The 12568-nt window shown below is 72.2% G+C and carries 12 protein-coding genes; 5 read left to right on the top strand and 7 right to left on the bottom strand.

What is annotated here, in order from left to right; translation table 11 throughout:
* Positions 1–264 precede the first annotated feature (264 nt).
* Positions 265–1635, bottom strand: a complete 1371-nt coding sequence (locus AB0G17_RS21005; protein WP_361384649.1) for an MFS transporter — start codon at positions 1633–1635, stop codon at positions 265–267.
* Positions 1636–1684: 49 nt separating this feature from the next.
* On the opposite strand from AB0G17_RS21005, the gene AB0G17_RS21010 reads away from it, so the two are divergent.
* The 4 genes from AB0G17_RS21010 to AB0G17_RS21025 all read left to right on the top strand — a co-directional run bounded on the left by AB0G17_RS21010 (position 1685) and on the right by AB0G17_RS21025 (position 5451).
* Positions 1685–2686, top strand: coding sequence for a helix-turn-helix domain-containing protein (locus AB0G17_RS21010; RefSeq protein ID WP_361384652.1), 1002 nt, complete (start codon positions 1685–1687; stop codon positions 2684–2686).
* Between the two features lie 120 nt (positions 2687–2806).
* Positions 2807–3526 (top strand): DsbA family oxidoreductase, encoded by a 720-nt coding sequence (locus tag AB0G17_RS21015; RefSeq protein ID WP_361384655.1) that lies wholly within the window; start codon positions 2807–2809, stop codon positions 3524–3526.
* 60 nt (positions 3527–3586) lie between these two features.
* The gene (locus tag AB0G17_RS21020) at positions 3587–4645 is read left to right on the top strand and encodes an aminotransferase class V-fold PLP-dependent enzyme (RefSeq protein WP_361384658.1); all 1059 of its coding nucleotides are present in this window, start codon (positions 3587–3589) and stop codon (positions 4643–4645) included.
* A 110-nt stretch (positions 4646–4755) separates the two neighbouring features.
* Positions 4756–5451: a hypothetical protein gene (locus AB0G17_RS21025; protein WP_361384702.1), complete on the top strand. Its 696-nt coding sequence runs from the start codon at positions 4756–4758 to the stop codon at positions 5449–5451.
* Here the strand turns inward: AB0G17_RS21025 and AB0G17_RS21030 are convergent.
* The 6 genes from AB0G17_RS21030 to AB0G17_RS21055 all read right to left on the bottom strand — a co-directional run bounded on the left by AB0G17_RS21030 (position 5429) and on the right by AB0G17_RS21055 (position 10623).
* Positions 5429–6088 carry a hypothetical protein gene (locus AB0G17_RS21030; RefSeq protein ID WP_361384661.1) on the bottom strand — a complete coding sequence of 220 codons (660 nt, stop codon included), beginning with the start codon at positions 6086–6088 and terminating at the stop codon, positions 5429–5431. The two genes, AB0G17_RS21025 and AB0G17_RS21030, sit on opposite strands and share 23 nt — an antisense overlap.
* A 53-nt stretch (positions 6089–6141) precedes the next feature.
* Complete coding sequence (gene thpD, locus AB0G17_RS21035; RefSeq protein WP_361384664.1) at positions 6142–6996, bottom strand: ectoine hydroxylase; 855 nt, start codon at positions 6994–6996, stop codon at positions 6142–6144.
* 5 nt (positions 6997–7001) lie between these two features.
* Positions 7002–7406: an ectoine synthase gene (locus tag AB0G17_RS21040; RefSeq protein WP_358836155.1), complete on the bottom strand. Its 405-nt coding sequence runs from the start codon at positions 7404–7406 to the stop codon at positions 7002–7004.
* A gap of 34 nt (positions 7407–7440) precedes the next feature.
* Positions 7441–8715 (bottom strand): diaminobutyrate--2-oxoglutarate transaminase, encoded by a 1275-nt coding sequence (gene ectB / locus AB0G17_RS21045; RefSeq protein WP_361384667.1) that lies wholly within the window; start codon positions 8713–8715, stop codon positions 7441–7443.
* Entirely contained in the window at positions 8712–9221 is a 510-nt protein-coding gene (gene ectA / locus AB0G17_RS21050) for a diaminobutyrate acetyltransferase (protein ID WP_361384670.1), read from the bottom strand. Before ectA ends, ectB begins: the two co-directional genes overlap by 4 nt.
* A gap of 304 nt (positions 9222–9525) precedes the next feature.
* Positions 9526–10623, bottom strand: coding sequence for an aminotransferase class V-fold PLP-dependent enzyme (locus tag AB0G17_RS21055; protein ID WP_361384672.1), 1098 nt, complete (start codon positions 10621–10623; stop codon positions 9526–9528).
* An 81-nt stretch (positions 10624–10704) separates the two neighbouring features.
* On the opposite strand from AB0G17_RS21055, the gene AB0G17_RS21060 reads away from it, so the two are divergent.
* Positions 10705–11796: an amidohydrolase family protein gene (locus AB0G17_RS21060; RefSeq protein ID WP_361384675.1), complete on the top strand. Its 1092-nt coding sequence runs from the start codon at positions 10705–10707 to the stop codon at positions 11794–11796.
* Positions 11797–12568: the final 772 nt, after the last annotated feature.

Below are 12568 nucleotides of genomic sequence, written 5' to 3' on the forward strand. Positions count from 1 at the left end.
CCCTCCACGGCCCGCACTGGACCGACGGCCAGAGGCCTTTAGGGGCGCGGGGAACTGCGCGAGCAACCCTCCACGGCCCGCACCGGACCGACGGCCAGAGGCCTTTAGGGGCGCGGGGAACTGCGCGATCAGCCCCCACCGGCCCGCAGGCGAGCTCCGGGCCAAAAGGGGGCGCGGGGAACTGCGCGATCAGCCCCCACCGGTCCGCAGGCGAACTCCGGGCCAAAGAGGGGCGCGGGCAGTCGCACCCCGCCCCCCGGGGGGCTACCGCACCCCCCGCGTCGCCACCGCCGTCGCCCCCAGCAGCGTTGCCGCCGTCGTCAGGGCCAGCCTCATCCCGGGGACGAAACCCCCGGCCACCAGCGCCCCGCACATCGCCACGCTCAGCGCCCCGGCCACCTGGCGCGCCGCGTTCAGTACGCCGGCTGCCAGGCCCGCCCGCTCCGAGGGAAGCGCCTCCATCATCGCGGCGGTCAGGGCCGGGATCGCCAGGCCGCAGCCGAGGGCCACCGGGATCAGGAGGAAGGCCACCAGCAGGGTGGGTGTGTGCTCGTCGGGGACGAGGAGCAGGAGCAGGCCCGCCAGGGCCAGGAGCTGGCCGAGCAGCATCGGGCGGCGCGGGCCGTAGCGGTTCGCGAGCTTGCCCGACAGGACGTTCGTCGCCGGGATCAGCGCCGTCATCGGCAGGAACATCAGGCCCGCCACCAGCGCCGACTCGCCCCGCAGCCGTTGGAAGTAGAGGCTGAAGACAAAGATCACGCCGTAGAAGGCGACACTCGCCGCCGCGCCGACCGCGACCACCACCGCCACCGTCGGCGTACGGAACAGGCCGAGCGGGACCACCGGATGGGCCGCGCGCGACTCGATCCGAAGGAACGCCGCCCCGGCGAGCAGCGCCACCCCGCCCGCCACCACCCGTACCGGCCCGGACTCGATCACCGCGAAGGCGAGCGCGGCCAGGGCCACCACGGCCGTCAGCTGGCCCGGCAGGTCCAGCGGCGCGGGGCGGCGCTCCGAGCGCGGGGCGCGCGCCGTCAGGGCCAGGGCCACCAGGCCGAGGGGGAGGTTGATGAAGAAGATGCCGCGCCAGTTCCACGCCGTGGTGAGCGCGCCGCCCGCGACCGGCCCGAGCGCCACCGCCACCGACCCGCCCGCCGCCCACAGCGCCACCGCGCGGGCCCGGCGCGCCGGGTCGGTGTACGCCTGGCGCACGAGGGCGAGCGAGGCGGGCAGCACCACGGCCGCCGCCGCGCCCTGCACCACCCGGGCCCCGATCAGGACGCCCAGGCCCGGGGCCAGACCGCAGGCGGCCGAGGCGAGCACGAAGACGACCGTGCCCAGCGCGTACGCCCGAGCCGAGCCGATCCGGTCCGCGAACGCGCCGGTCGACAGCATCAGCGCCGCGAACGCGAGCGTGTACGCGTCGACCACCCACTGCAGCCCCGACATCCCGCCGCCCAGGTCCGAACCGACCGCGGGCAGCGCCACGTTCACCACGGACGCGTCCAGCGTGATCAGCGCGAAGCCGAGGAGGGCGGCGGCCAGGGTGAGGCCGGGGGAGGAGGGCCGGGCGGGTGTCCGGTGCTTCAACGGGTCGGCGGCGGGGGCGGGTTGGCGTACGGCGTTCGGTGACATGCCCTCAGCCTGGCGGGCGGCCGCCGGTTACAGTAGTGGCCTGAACGCCATGCATCCGGAGGTTCTGGCCATGAAGTCCGCGCCGCACGCCCACCGGCCCCACCGCCTCGTGGTCATCGCGCCCTCTCCCGTGTCGATGTTCAACCTCGCCATCCCCGAGCTGCTCTTCGCCAAGGTGGAGATCGACGGCGCCCCCGGGTACGAGCTGACCGTCTGCACCCCGGAGCCGGGCCCGGTCGCCACGACCGGCGGGCTCGACCTGTACGTGGGCCGGGGCCTGGAGGCCGTGGCGGACGCCGACACGGTCCTGGTCGCGGGGACGGGGGAGCGCTACGCGCTGGATCCGCGCACCGTGGAGGCGGTCCGCGCGGCCGCCGCCGACGGACGCCGGATCACCTCCATCTGCAGCGGCGCCTTCGTCCTCGCCGAGGCCGGACTGCTCGACGGGCGCAGCGCCACCACGTACTGGGAGCTCGCCGACGAGCTGCGCCGGCGCTACCCGGCCCTCGACCTCAAGGGCGACGTGCTCTACGTCGAGGACGGCGGCATCATGACGTCGTCCGGGTACGCGGCCGGGATCGACATGTGCCTGCACATCATCCGCAGCGACTACGGCGCCGCCGTCGCCAACCAGGTGGCCAGGGCCGCGCTGGTCGCCCCGGTGCGGCCCGGCGGGCAGACCCAGTTCACCCAGACCCCGCTGCCCGCCGAGCGGGGCGTGGCCTGCGCCGACACCCGGGGCTGGGCGATGCGCAACCTGGACAAGCCGCTCACCCTCACCGACCTGGCCCGGCACGCCGGGGTGAGCGTGCGCACCCTCACCCGCCGCTTCCACGCCGAGAGCGGGGTCAGCCCCCTGCAGTGGCTGCTGCACCAGCGCATCGAGCGAGCCAAGGAGCTCCTGGAGACCACCACGCTCGCCATGGACCAGATCGCCGAGGCCAGCGGCCTGGGCAGCGCCGACTCGCTCCGCGCCCATCTGGTCCGGCGCACCGGTCTGACCCCGAGCTCGTACCGGGCCACCTTCAGCAGGCTGGAGATGGCGGGCTGAGGCGGGGGCCACTCCAAGAAACGCCCGGGGGAATGCGCCGACCGTTCCGTACGTTGCAGTGCTTGAAAGTGACACAAAACATGAGTGGCACACAACATGATCGAGTCGGAGAGAAGTGACATGCGCGTCGAGATCTGGAGCGACATCGCCTGCCCCTGGTGCTACATCGGCAAGGCCCGCTTCGAGAAGGGCCTGGCCGAGTTCGCCCACCGCGACGACATCGAGGTCGTGCACCGCTCCTTCGAGCTCGACCCGAACCGCGCCAAGGGCGCGGTCGGCCCGGTGATCCCGATGCTGGCCAAGAAGTACGGCCGCACGCTGGACGAGGCCCGGGGCATGGAGGAGCACGTCGCCTCCAACGCGCACGCCGAGGGCCTGGGCTACCTCACCGAGGGCCGCGACCACGGCAACACCTTCGACATCCACCGGCTGCTCCACCTGGCCAAGGCCCGGGGCCGCCAGGAGGCGCTGCTCGACCTCGCCTACCGGGCCAACTTCGCCGAGGAGCGCTCGGTCTTCGACGACGGCGTCCTGCTGGAGCTGGCCGTCGAGGCGGGTCTGGACGCCGACGAGGCGCGGGCCGTGCTGGCCGACGAGAGCGCGTACGCCGACGAGGTGCGCGCCGACGAGGCCGAGGCGGCGGCGCTGGGCGCCAGCTCCGTGCCGTTCTTCGTCCTCGACCGCAAGTACGGGATCTCCGGCGGCCAGCCCGCCGAGGTGTTCACGCAGGCCCTTGAGCAGGCCTGGCAGGAGCGCACCCCGGTCCTCGCCACCCTCGGCACCGCCGGGGCCGACGGCGAGGCGTGCGGTCCGGACGGGTGCGAGGTCCCGCGCGCGTGACCCTCCCCGGGTGAGCCGCTGACGATTGACCCCGGGGCCGGGGGACCCCAGGGTGGGATCATGGAGATCCTGGAGCCCCTGTCCGGCGACGAGTTCGCACCCGAGACGACGTATCTCAACACCGCCGGCTGCGGCCTGCTGCCCCGGCGCGCCGTCGACGCCATCGCGCGGCTCGCCGGGGAGAACGCGGCGGGCACCCGCGCGGGTGCGGGCAGCTTCGACGCGCTCGACGCCGTCCGCGACTCGTTCGCCCGGCTCGTCGGGGTCGGCGCCGACCGGGTCGCGCTCGGCTCGTCGGTCTCGGTGCACGTCGCCCTCGTCGCCCACTCGCTGCCCGCCGGGGCCGAAGTCCTCGCTCCCGAGGGCGAGTTCAGCTCGGTGGTGCAGCCCTTCGCGGTGCGCGGCGACCTCAAGGTGCGGTACGTGCCGCTGGATTCGCTGGCCGAGTCGGTACGGCCGGGCACCGCGCTGGTCGCCTTCTCGTCCGTCCAGTCCGCCGACGGGCGGGTCGCGGACCTCGCCGCCGTACGGGCCGCCGCGGCCGCGCACGGGGCCCGTACGCTCCTCGACGCCAGCCAGTCGGCGGGCTGGCTGCCGCTGGACGCGGGAGCGTACGACTACACGGTGACGGCCGGTTTCAAGTTCCTCACCTGCCCGCGCGGCACGTCGTTCCTCACGGTGACCGAGGAGGCGCAGGAGCAGTTGGCGCCGCTGCACTCGGGGTGGCTCGCGGCGGCGGATCTGAACGACAACTACGGGCCGGTGCGGGAGCTCGCGGGCTCCGCGCGGCGGTACGACGAGCCGGCCTCGTTCCTCTCGTACCACGGGGCGAAGGAGTCGCTCGCGGTTCTTGAGGCGGTGGGAATCGAGGCGGTCCGCGACCACGACCTGATGTTGGCGGGGCGGTTGCGCGCGGGGCTCGCCGCCCTCGGCCACCGGGCGGTCGCCGAGGACTCGGCGGTCGTCGCGGTGCCGGGGCTGGACGGTCTGCAGCCGGCGCTGCTGCGGGACGGGGTGTACGCGTCCGCCCGGGGCGGGAACCTGCGGTTCGCCGTCCACCTGTACAACTCGTCCGCCGACGTGGACCGGGCGCTGGAGGTGGTGGGCGCGACGCGCTGACGCGCCCGCGGACCGTGGGTGGCTGGTCGCGTCCGACCGCCGCCGTGGTCCGACCTGGAGGAAAACCCGTGGTCACGGCCGGGTCCGCGCGGCAGGATCGGGCCGTGACCATGGACATCGAGCAGGACGTACGGGTGCGCGCCGCCGCCCGCAACAACGCCGACTGGTGTGCGGCGCTCTGCCGCGCACACGGCATCACCGGCGCGTGGGACCCCCGCGCCTGGACCAGCGCACAGCGCACCCCGCCGCTCTACCCCGACGCGGTGACCCTCGACCCGGGCGCCGCGCCGCGCGAGATCGTGGAGCGGATCGACGCCTCACCGGGCGCGTCGGTCAAGGACAGCTTCGCCACCCTCGACCTGACGGCCGACGGCTTCGAGGTCCTCTTCGACGCCCGGTGGATCCACCGCCCCGCGCCCGAGCCGGGTGACGGGGGGTGGGAACTCGTGCGTACCGAAGCCGAGTTGGGGGAGTGGGAGCAGGCCTGGTCGGACGGGGACAGCGCCGGTCTGTTCGCCCCTGCGCTGCTCGCTGACGACACCCATGCCTTCCTCGCGGCGCGCGACGCGGCGGGCCGGATCGTCGCGGGCGCCGTCGCGAGCCAGAGCGCCGCGGTGGTGGGCGTCTCCAACCTGTTCGCGGCCGACGGCGACCTCGACGCGGCCTGGGCCGGCTGCCTGGGCACGCTCGCCCGGCACCGGCCCGGCCTCGACGTGGTCGGCTATGAGAGCGGCGACGACCTCGCGGCGGCCGTCCGCGCCGGGTTCACCCCGGTCGGCGAGCTCAGGATCTGGCTGCGTCACTGAGCGGTTCGCCGTACCAGCGCCACGAATCCTGGCGCGGCAGGTCCGGCAGCTCCGTCCGGCCGGTGGCCCACAGCAGCACGCGCCACCGGTCCGGATCGGCCGGAACCTCACGGAACAGCCGGGCGAGCACCCGGTCGCACAGCCCGGCCGGCGGCGCCCAGGTGACCCCGAGCCCCTCGGCCACGTCGTGGGTGTGCAGCAGCGTCTCGACGACGCCCATCGCCGCGAAGCCCTCCGGGTCCGAGATGCCGAAGCAGTGGTGGGCGCGGACGTCCGGGGAGACCGTGCGGACCATCGCGGTCAGCAGGGCGCCGCTGGCCTCCAGGGTCTGCAGGAGCCCGGCGGGCCCGGCCGCGCGGTCCGCGTGCACCGCGTTGCGCGGCCCGCCGGGACGTTTCGCCTCCCACAGGTACGGCACCTCGCCGTCGAGCGGCGGCTGCCGCGGGCCGAGCTGCACGGCGTACGCGAAGAGGTCGTCCGAGAGGTGCTCGACGGTCTCCCAGCAGTCCCACTCCAGGGAGCCGGCCTTCGCGCTCCAGTCCGCGGCCAGACCCGCCCGCAGCGCGGTGACCGACAGCCGTACGGCGTGCTCGACATCGGCCGCGGTGACGGGAGTCCGGGAAGATTCATCAGCCATGCGCCGACCGTACCAACGATCACCGTACGGGGGCGCGCGCCCCGGTCACCGCATCACCGCACCGGCGTGAAGTCCCTCGCGCCGATGAACTCCGGGCGGCGGATCGGCGCCGCGAACGGCTCGACCGCCGCGTTCTCCACGCTGTTGAAGACGATGAAGACGTTGCTGCGCGGATACGGGGTGATGTTGTCCCCGGAGCCGTGCATGCAGTTGCAGTCGAACCAGGTCGCCGAGCCCGCGCGCCCGGTGAACAGCCGGATCCCGTGCCGGTCCGCCATCTTCGTCAGCGCCTCGTCGGACGGCGTGCCCGCGTCCTGCATCTGGAGCGACTTCTTGTAGTTGTCCTTGGGCGTGGCTCCGGCGCACCCCAGGAAGTCCCGGTGCGAACCGGGCATGATCATGAGGCCGCCGTTGGTGTCGTGGTTCTCGGTGAGCGCGATCGACACCGACACGGTCCGCATGTTCGGCAGCCCGTCCTCCGCGTGCCAGGTCTCGAAGTCCGAGTGCCAGTAGAAGCCCGACGCCCCGAACCCCGGCTTCACGTTGATGCGCGACTGGTGGACGTACACGTCCGAGCCCAGGATCCGCCGCGCGGTGCCGACCACGCGCTCGTCGCGCACCAGGCCCGCGAAGATCTCGCTCATCCTGTGCACCTCGAAGACCGAGCGCACGGACTGCGACTGCGGCTCGATGATCGACCGTTCGTCGGCGCGGACCGCCGGATCGGTGATCATCCGCTCCAGCTCGCGCCGGTAGAAGGCCACTTCGTCGTCGGCCAGCAGCTGGTCGACGGTGAGGAAGCCGTCCTTCTCGTACGATTCGAGCCCGTCGGACGGCCCCCAGACGACGGGGTCCTGACGGGGGGTCACTACCTCGGCGGCGCCGCGGGTGGGGTACAGGTCCTGCATGGTGATCAGCCCTCCTCGGGTTCGGTCAGCAGGGGGTAGACGCCGTTCTCGTCGTGGTCCTCCCGTCCGGTGACGGGCGGGTTGAAGACGCAGACGCAGCGGAAGTCGGTCTTGGGGCGCAGGGTGTGGCGCTCATGGCCGTTCAGCAGGTACATCGTGCCGGGCTCGATCCAGTGGGTCTCGCCGGTCTCGTGGTCGGTGAGCTCGGCCTCGCCCTCCACGCACAGCACCGCCTCGATGTGGTTGGCGTACCACATCGACGTCTCCGTACCGGCGTACAGGACGGTCTCGTGCAAGGAGAAGCCGACCTTCTCCTTGGCGAGCACGATCCGCTTGCTCTCCCAGGTGCCGGAGGCGGCGCGGACATGGCGCTCGGTGTTCTCGATGTCCTTCAACGAGCGGACGATCACAGGGGGTTGCTCTCTTTCCTCGTACGTACGGCGGTCAGGCGGCCGTCTCGCGGACGGCGCGGGCGAGGGTGCGCAGGCCCTCGTCGAGCTCGTCCTCGGTGATGGTCAGCGGCGGCAGCAGCTTGGCGACCTCGCTCTGCGGGCCCGACGTCTCGACCAGCAGGCCGAGGTCGAAGGCGCGCCGCGCCACCGCGCCCGCCCGCGCCTTGTCGTGGAACTCCAGGCCCCAGACCAGACCGTGGCCCCGGTACTCCTTGACGTCGACCAGGTTCTCCTCGGTGATGGAGATCAGCGCCTGCTCGACCTGCTCGCCGCGGGCCCGGGTCTGCTTCTCCAGGGCGCCGCCGTCGGACCAGTACGCCTCCAGGGCCGCGGTCGCGGTGACGAAGGCCGGGTTGTTGCCGCGGAAGGTGCCGTTGTGCTCGCCCGGCTCCCACACGTCCAGCTCCGGCTGGAACAGGCAGAGGGACATGGGCAGTCCGTAGCCGCTGATCGACTTGGACAGGGTGACGATGTCCGGCGTGATGCCCGCCTCCTCGAACGAGAAGAACGCGCCGGTGCGTCCGCACCCCATCTGGATGTCGTCGACGATCAGGAGCATGTCCTGGCGCCGGCACAGGTCCGCGAGCGCGCGCAGCCACTCGGGCCGGGCCACGTTGATGCCGCCCTCGCCCTGCACGGTCTCCACGATCACGGCGGCGGGCTTGTTGAGGCCCGAGCCCTGGTCCTCCAGGAGCCGCTCGAACCACAGGAAGTCGGGGACCTGCCCGTCCAGGTAGTTGTCGAACGGCATCGGGGTGCCGTGCACCAGCGGGATTCCGGCCCCGGCCCGCTTGAACGCGTTGCCGGTGACGGCGAGCGAGCCCAGCGACATGCCGTGGAAGGCGTTGGTGAAGGAGACGATCGACTCGCGGCCCTTCACCTTGCGCGCCAGCTTCAGCGCCGCCTCGACCGCGTTGGTGCCGGTCGGGCCGGGGAACATCACCTTGTACGGCAGGTCGCGCGGGCGCAGGATCACGTTCTGGAAGGTCTCCAGGAACGCGCGTTTGGAGGTGGTGGCCATGTCCAGGCCGTGCGTGATGCCGTCGCGTTCCAGGTAGTCGAGCAGGGCCCGTTTCAGCACCGGGTTGTTGTGGCCGTAGTTGAGCGATCCGGCACCGGCGAAGAAGTCGAGGTACTCGTGGCCGTCCTCGTCGGTGAGCCGGGCGCCCTGGGCGCGGTCGAAGACGGCGGGCCAGCCGCGGCAGTAGCTGCGCACCTCCGACTCGACGGTCTCGAAGACGCTCAGTGCGGGCGGGGTGATGGTCACAGTCGTACTCCCAGGTCGATCCGGTAGAGGACTTCCGCCTTGTGCCCCTCGTCGGGGAACAGGCCGCTGTCGAAGAGGACTTCGCGGCGGGGCGCGGTGCCGCGCCGCTCGGCGAAGGCGGTGAACAGCCGGTCGGAGGCGGTGTTGTCGGGGGTCACGGTGGTCTCCACGGAACTCACCCCGTGCGAGTCGGCGACCTTTCCGGTCAGCGCTTCGAGCAGGGTGCCGGCGAGGCCCCGCCCCCGGTGCTCGCGGTCGACGGCGACCTGCCAGACGACGAGCGTCTCGGGCCGGGCGGGCCTGACGTACCCGGTGACGAAGGCGATCGGCTCACCGGTGGCGTCGCGCGCCACCACGGAGGTGGCGGCGAAGTCGCGGCACCAGAGCAGATAGCTGTACGAGGAGTTGAGGTCCAGGACTTGTGAGTCGCGGGCGATACGCCAGATCGCGGCGCCGTCCTCGACGCGTGGGGTGTCGATATGGACAACGGTCTGTGCGGCGGTCATGCGGAAGGAATTTACCCAGCGGAAATCGAAATCGCATTCCCGGTAGGTGGTGCGCAGGGCGCGGCCATGTGTTATCACGCAGGTGTACGCGCGAGGCGGTTTGTCCGGTAATTCCCGGACAAAAAGGCACCTCTGTGGAGTCGATCACACCCCTCGGGTGGCCGGAAAAACCTTGTTGAGATCATGCGTTTGAGATCAACTGGCCGGGGCAGAAGAAAACGGGAAGCTGCTCTGGATAAAGCAGCTTCCCGTTTACTGGAATTAATCGGCTATTGGTATGCGGTAAAGGTGTTGCGGATTTGTGTCACCAGGTTTCCGACACGGCCCTGAGGGCAGCTTCCGTATCGACCCGCCGACCCGTTTCGCCCAGCGCCGCCCCCAGCGCCGCGAGCGACGACCGCACCGCACCCACCGTGGCATCGGCCCCGTAATGATTGACCCGGACCATCTCCTTCGCCAGCGCCCCGCCGCCCGCGATCAGCGGCAGCGCGGGATCGGCGGCCAACGCCGCCGCGACCAGCTCCGAGGCGTCGACGCCCGCGGGGGTGCGCAGGGTCGTGGCCACCGGGGCCGCGTCCCGCGCCTCGTACACATACGGCTCCAGACCGCCGCCGAGCGCCGAGGCGCCCGCCCGGGTCGCGGCCGCCGCCGACGCGTGCCGGGCGGTCACGGCCTCAAGACCCTCCGCCTCGATCCGCTCCACACACGCCTCCAGGGCCAGCATCTCCAGCTGCGCCGGGGCGTGCAGCAGCGCCTTGCGGCCGCCGTCGATCCAGCGCTGCTTCCAGTCCAGGAGCGACAGGTAGGAACGGCGCGGGGCGCGCGGGTTGGCGGCGATCCGGGCCCAGGCGCGCTCGCTCACGGACACCGCCGAGACGCCCGCCGGCCCGCCCATCGCCTTCTGCGCGCCGATCACACACAGGTCCACGCCCCACGCGTCCGGCAGCAGCGGCTCGGCGCCCACCGAGGCGACCGCGTCCAGCATGAACAGCGCGCCGTGCCGGCGGACCACCTCGCCGATCTCCGCGACCGGGTTGGTGTTCCCGGTCGCCGCCTCCGCGTGCACCAGGGAGACGAAGTCGATCTCCGGGTGCTCGGTGAGCGCCCGGTCGATCTGCTCGGCGGAGACCGCCGTGTGGAACGGCACCTCCAGGTCGACCACGTTCGCGCCGCAGTCCCGCAGCCAGTCGCCGAAGGTCTGGCCGTACGGGCCGGTCACCACGTTCAGGGCGGTGGAGCCCGGGTGCGCGGCGCCCCGGATGCAGCCCTCCAGCGGCAGCAGCGCCTCGCCCTGCATGATCACCACGTCCTGCTCGGTGGCGAGCAGCGCGGCCACCCGCCGCTCGATGGCCGCGAAGCGGTCGGCGGTCAGCGGGGCCAGATCGAGGAACGGGTGCGTCACAGCGGTGCCTTCTTCACGGTGCCTTGTTCATCAGTGGGTGTACCCGGTCGAGGGTACCCAGCGCCTCGTACAGTGCTGACCATGAGCGATCACGTGGTGCTGCATGTGAAGGGGCGGGTGCTCGTCGGTCCCGAGGAGGTGCGGGACGAACTGTGGGCGGTGGACGGCCGGATCACCTACGAGCGTCCGTCGGGCGCGGTGGACGCCGTCGCCGTCACCGGCTGGGCGCTGCCCGGCCTGGTCGACGCGCACTGCCACGTCGGGCTCGACCGGCACGGCCCGGTCGACGAGGAGACCAGCGAGAAGCAGGCCCTCCAGGACCGGGAGGCGGGCACCCTGCTGGTCCGGGACGCGGGCTCGCCCTCCGACACCCGCTGGATCGACGACCGCGAGGACCTGCCGAAGATCATCCGCGCGGGCCGCCACATCGCGCGCACCCGCCGCTACATCCGCAACTACGCCCATGAGATCGAGCCCGGCGACCTGGTCGCGTACGTGGCCCGCGAGGCACGGCGCGGCGACGGCTGGGTCAAGCTGGTCGGGGACTGGATCGACCGCGAGGTGGGCGACCTGTCGCCGTGCTGGCCGCGCGGCGAGGTGGAGGCGGCGATCGCCGAGGCACACCGGCTCGGCGCCCGGGTGACGGCCCACTGCTTCGCCGAGGACTCGCTGCGCGACCTGGTCGAGGCGGGCATCGACTGCGTCGAGCACGCGACGGGGCTGACCGAGGAGACGATCCCGCTGTTCGCGGAGCGCGGCGTCGCCATCGTCCCGACCCTGGTCAACATCGCCACGTTCCCGCACCTGGCGGACGGCGGGGAGGCCAAGTTCCCGGCCTGGTCGGCCCATATGCGCCGGCTGCACGCCCGCCGCTACGACACGGTCCGCGCGGCCTACGACGCCGGGATCCCGGTCTTCGTCGGCACCGACGCGGGCGGCTCGATGGCGCACGGCCTGGTCGCGGCGGAGGTGGCCGAACTGGTCAAGGCGGGCATCCCCCCGGTCGAGGCCCTCTCCGCCACGGCCTGGCGCGCCCGCACCTGGCTGGGCCGCCCGGTCCTGGAGGAGGGCGCTCCGGCGGACCTCGTGGTGTACGAGGGGGACCCGCGCGCGGATGTACGGGTGCTGGCGGCGCCGAGCCGGATCGTGCTGAACGGGCGGATCGTGGGGTGACGGGGGCCGGTGCGGGGAGTTGACGCGGAGGGTGACGGTCCGGACGGTGGCTCGTTGTAGCCGTTTCGGCCGCGGTGGCGCGTACGCCGGTACGGGCCACCGGCGTGCGCCGCGAGGGGGACCGGGGACGCGCTGGATCGTCAAGTGCAGCCCGCCACATCGGAGTTCGAATGCAGGTCGACGAGTGCGTTCGGCCATGGCCCCTCCCATTGCTGGTTGCCCACAAGGTACGACTTTTGGCATCGGTCATTTCGCGCCGGAGAAGCATGCGGGGGGCAGGGGCGCGCGCGGTGGGGCATCCAGTCATCGCACCATGAACCACGATGTAAGCCCGCTGCCTGTGGCGGTGGCGAGCACTGCCAGCACCCACCCGGGGACGCGCTCTATAACCAAGTGCAGCCCTCCACAGCGCAGTTCAATCTGTGGACGTTCTCGTTCACCCGTCTGGCTCATGAGGTCCATAAAACCGGGACTTCTCGAAATCCGGCAATACGGACAACTCGGCTTACGCCAAATGGTGGGCCTTACTACCCGGAAGCACCCCGCGCCTAGGAGGTGACCCCTATGCCCCGAAGCCCCCCGTGCTCTGTCCCCGGGCGCCCAGAGCCGACCACTGGTGGGCGGGGTGCCACGGCCCCACTAGTCCAGGACGCACACGGAGTTCGGGACGACAGGCCCTAGGGCCTGTCTGATAATTGATCTTGTGGTGGGTCGTGGTGAGTTGACGGATGCGGCGTGGGAGCGGATAGCGCCCCTGCTGCCTGGTGTTGAT

This window comes from Streptomyces sp. NPDC023838 (assembly GCF_040639555.1).
Lineage (GTDB): Bacteria > Actinomycetota > Actinomycetes > Streptomycetales > Streptomycetaceae > Streptomyces.